Genomic DNA, 15721 nt, shown 5'->3' on the forward strand with positions numbered 1-15721 from the left:
CGAGGCTCATTTTTCAAACAGATTAAAGCGCTTGGCGCAATCCGTGCATGGTTTTTCTAACGAGAAAAATTACAGCTTGAACGCCACGACTTTTTGCGTTTGCACGCCCAGGCCTTCAATGCCCAGCGTCATCACGTCGCCGCGCTTCAAGAAGATAGGAGCGGGTTTGCCGTCTTTCTTTTGACCTAAGCCCACGCCAGCAGGTGTGCCGGTGGCAATCACGTCGCCGGGGTACAGGGTCATGAACTGGCTCACGTAGCTCACCAACTTGGCCGCACCAAAGACCATGGTCTTGGTGTTGCCCGACTGCATGCGTTGGCCGTTAACGTCCAACCAAATGTCGAGCTTCTGGGGGTTGGGCACGTCATCACGTGTCACCAACCAAGGACCGATGGGGCCGAAGGTGTCGCAACACTTGCCCTTGTCCCAAGTGCCGCCGCGCTCGAGTTGAAACTCGCGCTCGCTGACGTCGTTGATCAAGGTGTAGCCGGCCACGTGGTCGAGTGCGCTTTTTTGCGACACATAACGCGCGGTGGTACCGATCACGATGCCGAGTTCAACTTCCCAGTCAGACTTGACGGAACCCTTGGGCAACATCACGTCGTCGTTGGGACCTTGGATGCAGCTGGTGGGCTTTAGGAACACCACAGGCTCTTTGGGCAAGGCCATGCCGGCTTCTGCCGCATGGTCGGCGTAGTTCAAGCCAATGGCCACGAACTTGCCCACACCCGCCACGGGAGAACCCAGACGGGGCTTGCCTTTGACCAATGGCAGCGACGCGGTTTTGAGGCGGCGCAGCTTGGCCATGGTGGCGTCGCCGAGGTACTGGGGCAGCAAGTCGGGAATGACCGCGCTCAGGTCGCGCAGCTTGCCATCGGCGTCGATCAAACCGGGTTTTTCTTTGCCGGGGTTGCCATAACGAACCAATTTCATGGGTTGCCTTTCAGGTTAAAAATTCATTCAAAGCGCTCGTGCGCTGGTAGAGGGTGCGGGCGGATTATGGCGCCTAGCACGCCAGGCTTTTTACGCATGGGCGACAAAGCGCATGAGCGCGCATGCAAGGCAAGTTACACCAGCAAAGCAAGCGCGGGCTCGAGGTGCTCCAGCGGGGAGCGCTTGAAGCCCGAGCGGGTGAAGCGCTGCAATTGGCCCAAGGCCAGCGCCACCAAGGCCGATGCACGCACCTGCGCGTCAGCACTGGGCGTGGATGAGTGGCGCGCTTGGGCCGCGGCACGCAGCACTTGGCGCAAGGCCGACTCGATGCGGTCAAACAACTGGTTCATGCGCTGGTGCAAACGCTCATGCTCAAACACCAAGGCGTCACCCACCATGACACGGGCCATGCCGGGATTTTTTTCACCAAACTGCAACAGCACCATGACCATGCGTGCGGCTTTGTCGGCGCCGTCACCTTCACGCTCGGCAATTTGGTTGATCAGGGTGAACAAGCTGCTCTCGATGAAGTCAATCAACCCCTCAAACATCTGCGCCTTGCTGGCAAAGTGGCGGTACAACGCCGCCTCACTCACCTCGATCTTGGCCGCCAAGGATGCCGTGGTGATGCGCTCGGCGCCTGGCTGCTCCAACATGGCGGCCAGGGTCTGCAAAATCTGCGCGCGCCGCTCGCCGGGCTTCATGCGCTTGCGACCGGGGGTCAGCGTCGCGGCTGGATCGTCATCCGGTGAAACAGCGTCAGATGAATCGGCTTGAGACATGGGCAGCCTTCAAAAGTTAGTGCGACCTGATCATGGTGCCGAAGGCCTGCTCGGTCAAGATCTCCAGCAGCATGGCGTGCGGCACCCGACCGTCGATGATGTGCACCGCATTCACGCCGCTCTTGGCCGCGTCCAAGGCACCACTGATCTTGGGCAACATGCCCCCGCTGATGGTGCCGTCTGCCACCAACTCGTCGATGCGACGGGGTGTCAACTCTGGCAACAACTGGCCTTGCTTGTCGAGCACGCCCGGGATGTTGGTGAGCATCAACAACTTTTCGGCTTGCAGCACGGTGGCCAGTTTGGCGGCCACCACGTCGGCGTTGATGTTGTAACTCTCGTTGTTTTCGCCGTAGCCAATCGGGCTGATGACGGGGATGAAGGCGTCGTCTTGCAAGGCCTTGACCACGCTGGGGTCGATGCTGACGATGTCACCCACCTGCCCCACGTCGTATTCTTTGTTCGGATCTTGGCTGTCGTGCAGCACCAGTTTTTGCGCACGGATCATGGCGCCGTCGCGCCCGGTCAAGCCCACGGCCTTGCCCCCGGCTTGGTTGATCAGCCCCACGATGTCTTGTTGCACCTCGCCGCCCAAGACCCACTCCACCACTTCCATGGTTTCGGCGTCGGTCACGCGCATGCCTTGCACAAACTCGCCTGTTTTGCCCAAACGCTTCAAGGCGGTTTCAATTTGTGGGCCTCCCCCGTGCACCACCACCGGGTTCATGCCCACCAACTTGAGCAACACCACGTCTTCGGCAAACGCCTGCTGCAGCAAGGGGTCGGTCATGGCGTTGCCGCCGTACTTGATGACCAAGGTCTTGCCATGAAATTTGCGGATGTAGGGCAGGGCTTGGGCCAGGATGTCGGCGGGGTTCAAAGTGCTCATGTCAAAACTCCGAAGTTCAGTTCATGTGGTCACCGGGGGGCAACGTGTTGGCCGCTGCAGCCTGTGGGCCCAGCACCAGGTCACGCACCATCTCGCGCAACAGTTTTTTCTCTTGGAAGCTCAGAGCGCGCTCCAGCACCCGGCGCACACCCAAGAGCAACTGGCGGTCCACCTCTTGCGGAATGCCGCGTGTGTTTTGCAGTTCTTCGCGCAACTCTTCGCGCAAGTCTTCGGGCTCTTCGGTCCACCAAGTTTGAATCACTGTGTTGAGTTGCTCGCGCAGCTGCTCGGGGTCGGCCGCAGGGGCGGCGTGAACTGGCGCATTGCCATGGCGGGGTTGTGCGCCTTCGCGCACGCTTTGTGCGGCCAACACCACGCGGTGGTCTGCTTGCGAGAGCAAGCGCGCCCAACCCGAATCGTCACGTTGCAACTGCGCCATGTTGCGCGAGGCCTCATCGGCCAGCAGGTGCACCGCCACGCCGTGCAGTTGGGCTTCATCGATGAGGCTGATCAGTCTCTCGTCGTCGCTGCCCACCAGAATGTGCTGGCAGGCACCGCGCTCGGACAAGCGTTTGAGGTCAGCGCCCAGGGCGCGCAAGATGGACAAGCCACCGTCTTGGCTGTGGGGCAACACGGCACGGCTGATTTGGGCGTCTAGCACTTGCTCGTCGGAGCTGTCGCTGTACCAATAAATGCGGCGCAGGTTCAGCTCAAGCCCGTTGTGCGCCAAGGTGTGGCCCAACAGGGTGTGCAGGTGCTGGCGGGTGTTGTCTTGCGCGGCTTCGGTTTGGCCTTGCAACCATGCCAAAAAACGGGCATCGATCAATGCAATACAAGATTCGGCGCCGTGGTGCGCGCCCGATGGGGAAGAGTGTTGGCGTTTCATGGAATCACTAAAAAAGAAAAAACTAAAAATTAAACCGGCTTGAGCGGTGGACTAACCCTGTGCACCGCCCAAGCTGGCTCTATTCTAGGACGCCATCTGCCCCGGTGGGGCAGACGATAATTGCGCCATGCACCCCCCCATTTTGATCACAGGCGGCACCGGTTTCATTGGCTCGCACACCGCGCTGGTGCTGGCGCAGGCCGGTGTGCCCGTCGTCATCTTGGACAACCTGTGCAACAGCAGCCCCAAAGTGCTTGATCGACTGGCGCGCTTAGGCGTCACACCGCTCGAATTTGTGCAAGCCGACATCCGCGATGCCCAAGCCCTGGACGCCCTCTTTGCGCGCCACGCCTTTGAGGGGGTGGTGCACTTTGCTGGGCTCAAAGCCGTGGGCGAGTCGGTCGCGCAACCCCTGCGCTACCTCGACAACAACGTCAGTGGCACCTTGAGCTTGCTGCAAGCCATGGAACGCGCCCAGGTGCGGCGCATCGTTTTCAGCTCATCGGCCACGGTGTACGGCGACCCGGCCGTGGTGCCCATCGCTGAGAGCGCCCCACTGACCGCGACCAACCCCTATGGCCGCAGCAAACTGATGTGCGAAGACGCGCTGCGGGAGCTGCACAGTGCGGACCCGCGCTGGCGCATCGCCATCTTGCGTTACTTCAACCCAGTGGGCGCCCACGAGAGTGGCCTGTTGGGCGAAGCGCCCAACGGCATTCCCAACAACCTCATGCCCTACATCACCCAAGTGGCGCTGGGCCAGCGCGACGCGCTGCAAATTTTTGGCAACGACTACGCCACCCCCGACGGCACGGGTGTGCGCGACTACCTGCATGTGATGGACTTGGCCCAAGGCCACCTGGCCGCCTTGAAAGCCTTGGGAGCGTCGGACACCCCACAGCTGTTGACCGTAAACCTGGGCACGGGCCAAGGCGTGAGCGTGCAGCAGATGGTCGACACCTTTGCCCGCGTCAATGGTGTGCCCATTGCACACCGGGTGGTGGCACGCCGCCCCGGCGACGTGGCCCAGTGCTTGGCAGACCCGAGCTTGGCCAAAGCGCTGCTGAACTGGCAAACCGAGCTGAGCCTGGACCGCATGTGCGCCGACGCATGGCGCTGGCAGTCGATGAACCCGCAAGGCTTTGACACCCCCCTATGAGCACACGTGACGACGCCAACCTGTCTTTGTTTGGCGACGAGCTGCCTGCGCCTGCTCTAAAAACTCCCGCGCCCGAGGCGCCCAAGCCTCGCGTCAAACTCGCGCCAAAGTCGCCTGACACGCCTTCAGTTGCCACGCCCAATGCAGCCTTGGCTGCGGCCCCCACAGGCGCGCAACCCGAAGCACTGCCAGATCTTGCACCCGATCTTGTGCCAGCTCCTTTGCCCGTTCCTTTGTCCGCTCCTGCGCCCAGCTTCTCCCCAAGCTTGCCAAATGCACCTCGGCGCAACAGCCCATGGGCTAGATCGCTTCTGGCGGCAACGCAAGTGCAAGACACCCCTCCCCATCACCCACGCGCGCACAAACCCCACGTGATGTTGGTCATCACCAAAGGCGAAGCAGGCGGCGCGCAAAGCCATGTGCTGGCCCTGTGCGAAGCCTTGCATGCGCAAGTCAACTTCACGGTGGTGATTGGTGGCCCGCCCGAAGACTCGGTGCTGGGCCAACAGTTGCTGGCGTTGGGCGTGCGCGTGTGCCCCATGCCCGCGATGGTCGAGTCGATGCTCCCTTGGCGCTTGTGGCCTGCGGTGCAGCAATTGATCGCGCTGATTGAAGCGCGCCCGCCCGACTTGATCCATGCCCACAGCGCCATTGCCGGCCTGGCCGCGCGCCTGGCGTGCCAGCGCACCGCTCGCCCGGTGGTCTACACCGTGCATGGCTTTGGCTTCAAGCCCGAAATTCCGTGGTTGCGTCGCACCTTGGCAGCCTGGGCTGAACGCGCCTTGTCAGGCTGGACCACGCAAATGATTTGCGTCTCGGCCTTCGAGCGGGCCTTGGCCCACCAACTGCCGATTGCACAGCAGCGCGTGCATGTGATTGCCAACGGCATTGCGCGCTTGCCCGCAGCCACATCCCTAGCGCCCACGCCAGCCCATGACTTGCCGCGCCTGATCATGGTTGCGCGCATGAAGTCGCCCAAACGGCACGACCTGCTGCTGCGCGCCTTGGCCAAAGTGCGCGACTGGCTGGGGGCTGAACTGCCCGTGACCTTTGCCGGCGACGGCCCCCTGCTGGCCCAACACCAGGCCCTGGCCGCGCAGCTGGGTTTGCAGCAGGTCACTTGGGCCGGCGACGTGGCCCAAGTCGCCGAGTTGCTGCCCCAGCACGCCCTGTTTGTGCTGCTGTCGGACCATGAGGGCATGCCCATCACCGTGCTCGAAGCCATGCGCGCGGGCCTGCCGGTGCTGGCCAGCGACCTGCCTGGCCTGCGCGAGCAAATCATGCACGGCCATGAAGGCTTGCTGGTGGCCAACACCGAACAAGCCGTGGCGCACCAGCTGCTGCGGCTGGCGCAAGACCCCGCGCTGCGCCAACGTTTGGGGCAGGCCGCGCAACTGCGCTTTGAAGCCCAGTTCACCCGCGAAGACATGGCCGAGCGCGTGATGGCGGTGTACCGCCAGTGCCTGAGCGAAGACTTTGCCACCTCGCGCCCCAGCACCACGCTGGGCTCTGCCTTGGTTTCGGCCACCGTGCGCCGACGCGACGCCTTGCAAAACTGGACGCTGTGGGGCGCTTGGCTGTTGCTGCCGAGCTTGCTGCTGGCCCACGGGCTCGAGAGCTTCGGCGTTGTGACCTACCAGTTTGCCGACACCTTGTGGTGGTGCGCCCTGCCCTATGCGGTGGCAGCGCAGTTGCTCATGCGCGCCTCGCACCTGCCTTTGGCCGAGCGCAGCGGCGTGCTGTGGGTGTCCACCTCGGCGCCGTTTTTGTTCACACCGCTGGGCTTTGCCCTCTTGCAGCACCCGTATTCCCGGGCAGCGGTGGTCTGGGCCTATGCGGTGACCACACTGTGGCTGTGGTGGGGCTACCGCCGCCGGGTGGGGCAGCGCGCACTGCACCTGGTGCATGTGGACCCCAACGTGCCGGCCCAACTGGCGCAGTGCCTGTTGCCACAGGCGCTGGACCCACGCGCCATCACGCTGCAAGCGTGGGATGTGCGCGAGAGCGTGGCGCTGCCCGCTTGCGACGGCGTGGTGCTGGACCGCCACGTGCCCCAAACGCCTGAGCGCACCCGCTGGCTGAGCCAACTCAAGATGCAACACCTGCGCCTGTACAGCGTGCAAGCGGTGGCCGAGTTGGTGAGTGGGCGCAAGATGCTGCCCCACACCCAAGACAGCGAAGACAGCCTCTGGGAGATCGACAACGACCCCGGCTACGACCGCCTCAAGCGCTGGATGGACCTGAGCTTGGTGCTGGTGTTCGCGCCCCTGTGGCTGCCCCTGGCACTGGCAGTGGGCTTGGCGGTGCGCTGGGACTCGGCGGGTCCGGCGCTGTATTCGCAAACCCGCATCGGGCGCTATGGCCAAGCGTTTCGGTTGTGGAAGTTTCGCAGCATGGTGCATGCTGAGGCGGCGCCCACCCCTGTCTTTGCCCAAAGCGACGACCCACGCATCACCCGCATCGGCCACTTCATTCGCCGCACGCGGCTGGATGAATTGCCCCAACTGTGGAACGTGCTGTGGGGCCAGATGAGCTTGATTGGCCCGCGTCCCGAGCAAGCCCCTTTTGTGCGCGAGTTTGCAGCCCACATGCCCAGCTACCCCTACCGCCACTTGGTGCGCCCGGGCCTGACCGGTTGGGCCCAGGTGCAACAAGGCTACGCCGACAGCGCCGACAGCACGCGCGTCAAGCTGAGCTACGACTTGTATTACGTGGCCCACTACTCGCTCGCACTGGACTTGCTGATTGCGGTCAAAACCGTGCGCACCGTGCTCACCGGCTTTGGTGCCCGCTGAACCAGGACCCGGCCTTTGACTCAACCCGTGCGTCGCGTGCTGATCTTGCAAGAACCGGGCTGGGGCGGCGTGGCCACCATGACCCAGACCTTGCATCACGCTTTGGGCGAGGCCGGTGATTCGGATGGGGGCCATGGTGCCCAGGGCAACATCTACGCCAACGCCAACTTCCAAGTCACCACCTTGCCCTGGCGGCAAACCCCTTGGCGCACCTTGGTGCGCGCCGCCCAGCAGCACGACGTCATCGTGGCCAGCCACAACTTTGGCCCCACTTACTGCGGCGTCGCCCTCAAAGCCTTGAGCGGCACACCGCTGGTGAGTTGGGTCCATGGCCCCTTGCAAGACGTGCTCCAAGAAGCCCACGCCTCGGTGCTGAAAAAATTCTGGCTGCGGCAGGTGTACGCCCAGGTAGACCACTTTGTCTCGGTCTCGCGCACCAGCGAAAACTCGCTGCTGGGATTCCTCAAACAACTCAAACCCACCCAGCGTAGCCACGTCATTGCCAATGCCCTCGCGCCCCTGCCTGCTGGGCAAGCCATCCATGTGCACGCGGGCCACGGCGGCGACAGCGGCATCCCGCCACTCCTGGTTGGCTACGTGGGCCGCTTGTCTGCTGAAAAGCGCCCCGGCCTGCTGCTCGACACGCTGCGCTTTTTGCCCGACGAGGCGCAACTCGCTCTCGTGGGCGAGGGCCCGCTGCACCGCCACCTGTCGCACCAAGGCATGGACTTGCTGATGCAAGGGCGGCTGCACTTTTTAGGCAAACACCCTTGGGGAGCGAGCTTGTACAGGCCGTGGGAGATCACGCTCTTGACCTCACGCTACGAGGGCTGCCCCATGACGGCCTTGGAGTCGCTGGCCTGCGGCGTGCCCTGTGTGGCCCTGCCCATCCCCGCCATGCGCGAGTTGTTTGACCGCGACGCGCCCTACCTGCTCGCACGCGGCGACGCGCCCGTGGCACTGGCCGAGGCGGTGATGACGGTGCTCAGCCTGCCCCCCGAACAAGTTCAAGGCGACATGGCGCGCATCGTGGCGCGCCACAACCTGCCCGCTTTCAGACAAGCCTGGCAAGAGGTGCTCCTGGCATGCTGATTCACTTTGTGCGCAACGGCCCGGCGTACCTGCCCGAGCTCGACGCTTACGCCGCGTTTTTGCAAGCGCGTGGCCACCACGCGCTGATGCACGAAAGCGGCACAACCGTGCCCAACTCGGCCGAAGTGGTGTGGTGGATCTGCGGGCGTGTGCCCCACCGCGAGGCCTGGCGCCTGCGCCGTGCGTTTCAAGTGCACGAGTACACCTCCGCCTCGGTGCCCCCGCACGCGTGGCTCAAGGACCAGCTCAAGCGCTGGAGCCAACCCAAGCCCGATTTCAGGATTTACCAAAATGGCTGGGTGCGAGAGCGCATGGGTTTTGGCGCTGGCGTGCCCAGCACCTTGCGAGACATGGGTGTCGCGCCTCACTTCTTAGAGGCAGCTACGCGCCGTGACCTGCCTGCACCTGAATTCGATGTGGTGTATTTGGGTGAGATGGGACGACTGTTGCCGTTTGTGCCTTTGTTGCAGAGCATCCACGCGGCAGGACGGCGCTTGTTGCTGGTGGGCGAGGTGCCCGAGGCGCTGCACGTCTTGCTGCCCGAGTCGGTCACCTGCACGGGGCGCGTGGCGCATGCCGACGTGCCCATGCACTTGCGCCGGGCTCGCTTTGGCTTGAACCTGGTGGGCAATGTGGCGCCCTACAACCAACAGACCTCCACCAAGCTGCTGGAGTACTGCGCAGTGGGCTTGCCCGTGGTGAGCAACGACTACGCCTGGGTGCGCTACTTTGCAGCGCAACACCAAGGCAACTTCTTGCTGCTGCGCGACGAGCCCGACAGCTGGGAAACCAACTTTGGTGAAGCCTTGGAAGCGTTTCCCTACCAAGTGCCGGATGTGCAAGCCTTGGCCTGGCCGCAGGTGCTGGCTAAGTTACCGCTGTGGCAACACCTGCTGGGTGGGCACTGAGCGCTGAGCCCTTCACTCCAAGCCCCAAGCAACCTAGCCTCCACAGTCACACGCCCCACAGTCACACACCTCTGACACACCATGCGCTTGCTTCACCTTTTCAAGCTACCCGCCAACAGCCGCACCGTGGCTCTGGCCAGCTTGGTGGCGTTTGCCAGCCAGGTGGTATTTGCCCTGCTGATGCTGCGCTTGTTCACGCCGCAAGAGGTGGGCGAGTTCTCGCTGCTGAGTCAAATTGGCTTCTTCTGGATGACGCTGGCACTGGCCCAAGCACCCTTGAGCTTGCTGGCCAACGCGCATGTGCCACCACACGCCGCGCTGCGCAGCGCTTGGCGTGCCTGCCTGCTGCGCGGTTTGTGGCTCGTGCCTGTGGCGACGGTCGCCGTCCGATTGAGTGAGCTGAGCATCAGGCCCGCGCTCTTGTGGGTGTTGCTCTTGGCCCTGAGCCAAATGGGCTGGACCCTGGCGCAAAGCTTCATGTTGCGCGTGGGCACGCCCTGGCAACAAGCGGCGGTGCGCGTGCTACCGCCTGTGACGGCGGCCTCGGCTGCGCTGTGGGGTGCGTGGATGGGATGGAGTGGGCCCACGCTGGTGTTGTCTGCCGTGCTGGGTTATGGGCTGGGTGCTATGGGGTTGCTGCCCGCGTGGCAAAAAAAAGAGCGCGATCAAGCGAGCGATCAAACCAACGAACAGGCCAACACGCTTGCAGACACCCCCCCTCAACACCACACGCAATCGGACCCACGCAGCACTCGCCTGCGCTTTGCGCACACCCTGACCGATGCGCTGCTGGCCACCTTGGTGGTGGTGGTCTGGCAACGACTCTACGGCGCGCAAGACACCGGATGGATGACCGCCCTGTTGCGCGTGTTGGGCTTTGTGCCCGCCCTGGTGCACATGGCCTGGGCGCAGGTGGTGCTGGCCAATGGCCCATGGACACCGGGCACATGCCAGCCCCCTTCACAGTCACACACCACCGCTTGGGCTCTGGCGTTGGCTGCCATTGCAGGCGTGGCGGCGTTGAGCCTTGTGTGCGCCTTGGCGCTGGCGTGGGCGTGGCTGGACGCGCGTTGGACGGGCGTATGGGCGTACCTGTTGCCCGTGGCCTGTTGGCAGGCGGCAGCCTGCGCCTCAGCGGCCTTCAGCCATCGGCCGTTTCAGACCCAATCGGCCGCCCGCTACTCGTGGGCCTGCATGGCGTTGGCGGGCGTACAAGCCGGGGTGCTGGTGTGGCCCTTGCTCACCCATTCAACACTGGAGGCGTCTGAGCACATCGCCGCCTTTGCGGGGGTCAGTGCGGTGGGGCTATTGGGCTTGTCGGTGTGGATGGCGCGCTTGCGCTGAGCGCGCCAGCACGAAACCCTATATTTCTCGCTTTGACATCGTAAGATGCTTCAAGTTAATGCCCGCCCCAACTTGAAAGATTGAGTTCATGCAGACTTCTACTAACGACCGCCCATCCCACAAGTTGCCACCGCATATTCAAAGGGACGAAGCCGTTGAGAAACAGCTCATACGGGACTACTTCGGCAACAAGCGCGGCGGGGTTTTTGTCGAAGTTGGCGCAAACGATCCCACCTCACCCGAATCGCAGTCACACCATTTAGAAACCCAGCTTGGGTGGACGGGCCTGCTGATAGAACCTATTCCATACCTTGCAGCGCTTGCTCGTCTTGAACGTCCCCTGTCCGTGGTGTGCGAATGTGCGTGTACATCGCCCGACAAAGTTGGAACGCTGGATTTGTTGATTCCTAAATTTGGAAATGAACTGGTCACAGGTCACGCAAGTTTGGAAGCCAACCTGGATGAACACAACTACCAAGAGTTCGAAAAAGTCAGTATTTCAGCGAACACACTGGGCGATATTTGTGCGAAAGAAAACATTCAAGATATTGACCTCTTGTCGATCGATGTAGAAGGCGCCGAACTCGATGTGCTGCTTGGAGCAAATTTGCAGGTCACCAAGCCTAAATTGATCCTCTTAGAAGACAAGCACTTCTATCTCACCAAACACAGACTGCTTAAAAAATATGGCTATGTGCTGGCCATGCGACACAACAGAAACTGTTGGTACATCCGGCAAGGTGAGCCGATTCCACCCACCACCCTCGCCCAAGATTTCAAACTTTGGAAACGCATGTACGTGAGCATTTGGTTCAAAAAAATAGCCTATGCCATTCGTCACCGAACTCTTAAGTCAATCCTGACTTTATGACTCAAAAAAGTTCGGGATTTCAATCTAAATCAGACAACAAAGTGGCTTGTGAGTCTTTAGCCGCCAACAAAGGCGGCGCAGACAGCAGGTGCAAGGGCCAGTCAATGCCAATGGCTGGGTCATTCCACAACAAGCTGCGCTCATGCTCGGGGTGGTAGTAGTCGGTGGTTTTGTACAAAAACTCGGCGCTCTCGCTGGTCACCAAAAAACCATGCGCCAAACCCTCGGGCACCCACAGTTGGCGCTTGTTGTCTGCCGACAGCTCCAAGCCAAACCATTGGCCAAAGGTTTTCGAGTCGCGTCGGATATCCACAGCCACATCAAACACAGAACCCTGCGTGACACGCACCAACTTGCCCTGCGGATGCTGGACCTGAAAATGCAGGCCACGCAACACGCCCAGGCTTGACTTGCTGTGGTTGTCTTGCACAAAGGTGCGCTCTAAACCTGTGGCTTGTGCAAAGTCACGCGCATTGAAGCTCTCAAAAAAGAAGCCGCGTGCGTCTCCAAACACCTTGGGCTCTAAGATCAAAACGCCGTCAATGGGCGTGGTGGTGACTTGGTAGGGCATGGTTTATGTCTTCGCTTTAAGGTGCATGCGTTTTTCTCCAATGGAAGTCTTCGAGTTCAGCCCAAGTCAGGGTTAAAAAGTTCATCCATGGCAGAGTGTCTTGTCCTTTGAGAACCACGCCCTCTTGTGCGACCAAAGCACGCATCGCCAGTTTGGCTTGTGACATGTCGATGATGTCGACTTGATCGGGATGCACGCCAATGTCTTGCTGGATCGACTGCTTGAGCTTTTCACTCAACATCAGTTGATCCATCGCAGCGATGTCTTTGCGCCAACGCAAAGCCAAGTCCCAATCGCTTTGTGCCGTGGCCGTGCCATTGGCTTGACTGCCCACCAACACGGCAAACTCCAAGTCCGGCAGGGCTTGAAGCAGCAACTTCAAACGCTCAAGGATGGAGACGTGTGTGGACGAGTTCATCTTGAATGCAAGCAGGACTTATTTCAACAAACCCAGCAGGTACTGACCGTAGCCATTTTTGGCCAGCGGGGCCGCCAGCTTGTTGAGCTGGGTTGCGTCGATCCATTGTTGGGTGAAGACAATTTCTTCTGGGCACGCCACCATCAAACCTTGGCGCTTTTGCAAGGTGGCGATGAAGCTGGCTGCTTCCATCAAGCTCTCGTGGGTGCCGGTGTCTAGCCACGCATACCCACGCCCCATGATTTCAACGTGGAGTTGCGCCAACTCCAGGTAGCGTTTGTTGACGTCGGTGATTTCAAGCTCGCCACGGTGGGAGGGCTTCACGGCTGCGGCAATGTCGCACACCTGCTCGTCGTAAAAATACAAGCCGGTCACCGCGTAGTTAGATTTGGGACTCTTGGGTTTTTCTTCAATGCTCAGGGCACGAAACTCTGCATCGAACTCCACCACGCCATAGCGCTCTGGGTCGTGCACATGATAGGCAAACACCGAGGCGCCGCTGCTGCGCTGGTCGGCGCGGTGCAGTTGCTTGACCAAATCGTGGCCATAAAAAATGTTGTCGCCCAACACCAAAGCGCTGGGGTGGTCACCCACAAAGTGTTTGCCAATGATGAAGGCCTGGGCCAGCCCATCGGGGCTGGGTTGCACCGCATACTCGATGTGCATGCCCCACTGGCTGCCGTCGCCCAGCAGCTCCGCAAAACGCGGCGTGTCTTGCGGTGTAGAGATCACCAACACCTCGCGAATGCCGCTGAGCATGAGCGTGGTGAGGGGGTAATAAATCATCGGCTTGTCATACACCGGCATGAGCTGCTTGCTGACCGCTTGCGTGACCGGATACAGGCGGGTCCCAGAGCCGCCCGCCAAGATGATGCCTTTTCTGTTTTTTTGCATGGTGGTTACTTTGCGAATAATTGGTCAAGGATAACGTCTACACCTTGCTGCCAATCGGGCAACGCCAAGCCAAAGGTTTGCTGCACTTTGCGGGTGTCCAGGCGCGAGTTCAAAGGCCGAGGTGCGGGCAGCGGGTACTCTGCGGTGGTGATGGGGTGCACAGCCTCGGGCGTGGCCTTCAAGTTTGCGCCACGTGCAAGCGCGCCAGCCACCACATGTTGTGCATACCCATGCCACGTGGTCTCGCCCCCGGCGGCGACGTGGTAGGTGCCCCAGCGTGCATCGTGTGCGTCAACCCTTTGCAGGGCCTGGATGATGCGCACCGTCACCTGAGCCAACAAGGCCGTGCTGGTGGGCACACCCACTTGGTCGGCCACCACGCGCAGACTGTCACGCTCGGCGGCGAGGCGCAACATGGTTTTTAAAAAGTTACCTCCGTGCGCGCCCACCACCCAGCTGGTGCGCAGCACCACATGCCGGGCACAGGCCTGTGCCAAAGCACGCTCGCCGGCCCATTTGCTTTGCCCATAAACAGACATGGGGTGTGGCGCATCGATTTCTTGCCAAGGCCGATGGCCAGAACCGTCAAACACATAGTCGGTGGAGTAGTGCAGCACCATGGCGCCACACTGTTGAGCCACCTCGCCCAACACCGCCACCGAGGCGGCATTCACGGCGTGCGCCGTCTCTGGGTCTGACTCGGCCTTGTCGACCGCCGTGTAGGCCGCCGCATTGACGACCACAGTTGGCACAAAGCCTGGCACGAGGATCGCCAAAGACTGGCGCAAGGCATCGGGGTGCGACATGTCAGCCTCAGTGCGGGTCAGTGCTTTGACCTCACCCAAGGCTTGCAGCGCTGTGGTCAGTTCGTGGCCGAGTTGGCCGTTGGCGCCGAGGAGAAGGATTTTGTGAGCCGTCATGGTGTCTGTGCAGCATCACGCTGCGTTTTTAAAAAAGGTCGGTCAATGTGGTGTGCGAGTGTCTGGATGTCTGATGGCGTGACACCCTGAAGCACAAAGTGCGCTTGCCAGCCGCTGACCACTTGGGCCACTTCAGCCATCAGCTGTTGTGCCCGCTGCGCCGTGAGGCCAAAAGCCGTGTGCTCTGACAACGCATTGGCCAACGTCGACTCGGCGCCCATGCGCCCCACCCCCATGGATTGGTAGCCCAGTCCTTGGCCCGTGGGCACCACATCAAACGCAGGCGCCAAAACATAAGCCTGGTTGACAAAGACCAAGGCGTGGTTTTTTTCATGGTCGTCGGTGTTGTCCATCAAGATGTTGAACACCATGCGACGAAACACCTCCTCCCCCGAAGTTTGTAGGCGCCTAGAGTCTCCACAACGCCTGAGCCACAAAGCCAACTCGGCATAACTGTGTGCAACACCTGCCGCCCGCAATGCCACATGCGCCGACAGTGCGTGACAACGCCCATCACCCTCGCGATCAAAGCGTCGCACAGCCACCGCATGACGCGTCGTGCCCAACTGCTCGTAGGCCAAGGGACGTGTCTCACACACGTCAATTCCAGCCGTCTTGGCCAAACTCATGCAGGCGTGCTCCACCATGCCGCTGTCCCATGCCTCGCCGGTCTCAGAAAACTTCAAGACCCACGACGCACCCTCCATGTTCAACAACGCCTTGGGCTTGGCTCCACCCAAGGTGGCGCCTGGCGCCACAAAACGCAGCAGCTCGGCGGACACTGGCTCGCCTCGCTCGACTTGCCGAATCAAGTCATGCACCTGCTGCACATCGTGGAGTTGGGGTAACAGGCCATGGCGATAAGGCTGGTAAGTGTCATCTGACAATGAGACGCTCAGGGCACCAAACCGGTCATCACCCGCAAAGTACAAATAGTCCAAGGTGGACAGGCGCTCGGGCTTGATCACAAAGCGAATCACGCGCTCCCCCCATCGGTCTGGGCGCGCATCGTCAACTGCACCTACAGCTGCATCCGGTGCTGTGGGTAAAAACTCTTGGTCGCGCAGGGGGAGGTCTTCACTCAAAGCGAACCCATGCGTCAACCATTCAGGGCAATAGTGCAAGGCCACCCCTGCGTGCTGCATGGCGCTGCGCCTGACCCAACGCAAGCGGCCCACGCGCTGCGGCGCTTGAGGTTGACCCAACCACCACAAGAACAACACCTCAGGCAATGCTTGAACCGTCATATGCGGGTCCTC

15 protein-coding genes are annotated in these 15721 nt (G+C 61.2%); 6 read left to right on the plus strand and 9 right to left on the minus strand.

Annotation, left to right across the window (positions count from 1 at the left end):
• Positions 1 to 69: 69 nt before the first annotated feature.
• From ACKWJN_RS14795 to ACKWJN_RS14810, 4 genes are all read right to left on the minus strand, one after another.
• Positions 70 to 933, minus strand: coding sequence for a fumarylacetoacetate hydrolase family protein (locus ACKWJN_RS14795; RefSeq protein WP_408598154.1), 864 nt, complete (start codon positions 931 to 933; stop codon positions 70 to 72).
• A 134-nt stretch (positions 934 to 1067) separates the two neighbouring features.
• Entirely contained in the window at positions 1068 to 1715 is a 648-nt protein-coding gene (slmA, locus tag ACKWJN_RS14800) for a nucleoid occlusion factor SlmA (protein WP_408598155.1), read from the minus strand.
• A 16-nt stretch (positions 1716 to 1731) separates the two neighbouring features.
• Positions 1732 to 2604 carry an acetylglutamate kinase gene (argB, locus tag ACKWJN_RS14805; RefSeq protein ID WP_408598156.1) on the minus strand — a complete coding sequence of 291 codons (873 nt, stop codon included), beginning with the start codon at positions 2602 to 2604 and terminating at the stop codon, positions 1732 to 1734.
• A 16-nt stretch (positions 2605 to 2620) separates the two neighbouring features.
• Positions 2621 to 3490 (minus strand): hypothetical protein, encoded by an 870-nt coding sequence (locus ACKWJN_RS14810; RefSeq protein WP_408598158.1) that lies wholly within the window; start codon positions 3488 to 3490, stop codon positions 2621 to 2623.
• Between the two features lie 127 nt (positions 3491 to 3617).
• On the opposite strand from ACKWJN_RS14810, the gene galE reads away from it, so the two are divergent.
• From galE to ACKWJN_RS14840, 6 genes are all read left to right on the plus strand, one after another.
• Positions 3618 to 4649 (plus strand): UDP-glucose 4-epimerase GalE, encoded by a 1032-nt coding sequence (gene galE / locus ACKWJN_RS14815; RefSeq protein ID WP_408598160.1) that lies wholly within the window; start codon positions 3618 to 3620, stop codon positions 4647 to 4649.
• The gene (locus ACKWJN_RS14820) at positions 4646 to 7444 is read left to right on the plus strand and encodes an exopolysaccharide biosynthesis polyprenyl glycosylphosphotransferase (protein ID WP_408598161.1); all 2799 of its coding nucleotides are present in this window, start codon (positions 4646 to 4648) and stop codon (positions 7442 to 7444) included. Before galE ends, ACKWJN_RS14820 begins: the two co-directional genes overlap by 4 nt.
• Before the next feature lie 15 nt (positions 7445 to 7459).
• Positions 7460 to 8536 (plus strand): glycosyltransferase, encoded by a 1077-nt coding sequence (locus ACKWJN_RS14825; RefSeq protein ID WP_408598163.1) that lies wholly within the window; start codon positions 7460 to 7462, stop codon positions 8534 to 8536.
• Entirely contained in the window at positions 8530 to 9444 is a 915-nt protein-coding gene (locus ACKWJN_RS14830; protein WP_408598165.1) for a glycosyltransferase, read from the plus strand. The genes ACKWJN_RS14825 and ACKWJN_RS14830 overlap by 7 nt, the downstream gene beginning before the upstream one ends.
• An 81-nt stretch (positions 9445 to 9525) precedes the next feature.
• Positions 9526 to 10788 carry a hypothetical protein gene (locus tag ACKWJN_RS14835; protein WP_408598167.1) on the plus strand — a complete coding sequence of 421 codons (1263 nt, stop codon included), beginning with the start codon at positions 9526 to 9528 and terminating at the stop codon, positions 10786 to 10788.
• A gap of 88 nt (positions 10789 to 10876) precedes the next feature.
• A complete protein-coding gene (locus tag ACKWJN_RS14840) occupies positions 10877 to 11659 on the plus strand; it encodes an FkbM family methyltransferase (RefSeq protein ID WP_408598169.1) in 783 nt (260 codons plus the stop codon).
• Between the two features lie 19 nt (positions 11660 to 11678).
• Here ACKWJN_RS14840 and rfbC read toward each other — a convergent pair whose 3' ends face one another.
• From rfbC to ACKWJN_RS14865, 5 genes are read right to left on the minus strand one after another with little or no spacing between them, the layout of a single operon-like run.
• Positions 11679 to 12230: a dTDP-4-dehydrorhamnose 3,5-epimerase gene (rfbC, locus tag ACKWJN_RS14845; protein ID WP_408598170.1), complete on the minus strand. Its 552-nt coding sequence runs from the start codon at positions 12228 to 12230 to the stop codon at positions 11679 to 11681.
• 16 nt (positions 12231 to 12246) lie between these two features.
• On the minus strand, positions 12247 to 12648 hold the full coding sequence (gene mntA, locus ACKWJN_RS14850; RefSeq protein ID WP_408598172.1) for a type VII toxin-antitoxin system MntA family adenylyltransferase antitoxin: 402 nt from the start codon (positions 12646 to 12648) through the stop codon (positions 12247 to 12249).
• An 18-nt stretch (positions 12649 to 12666) separates the two neighbouring features.
• Entirely contained in the window at positions 12667 to 13542 is an 876-nt protein-coding gene (gene rfbA / locus ACKWJN_RS14855) for a glucose-1-phosphate thymidylyltransferase RfbA (protein WP_408598173.1), read from the minus strand.
• Positions 13543 to 13547: 5 nt separating this feature from the next.
• Positions 13548 to 14462: a dTDP-4-dehydrorhamnose reductase gene (rfbD, locus tag ACKWJN_RS14860; RefSeq protein ID WP_408598175.1), complete on the minus strand. Its 915-nt coding sequence runs from the start codon at positions 14460 to 14462 to the stop codon at positions 13548 to 13550.
• Positions 14459 to 15709, minus strand: coding sequence for a type II toxin-antitoxin system HipA family toxin (locus tag ACKWJN_RS14865; protein ID WP_408598177.1), 1251 nt, complete (start codon positions 15707 to 15709; stop codon positions 14459 to 14461). The genes rfbD and ACKWJN_RS14865 overlap by 4 nt, the downstream gene beginning before the upstream one ends.
• Positions 15710 to 15721 lie beyond the last annotated feature (12 nt).

Origin of the sequence: Limnohabitans sp. (assembly GCF_046052825.1) — a bacterium.
Classification (GTDB): domain Bacteria; phylum Pseudomonadota; class Gammaproteobacteria; order Burkholderiales; family Burkholderiaceae_C; genus Limnohabitans.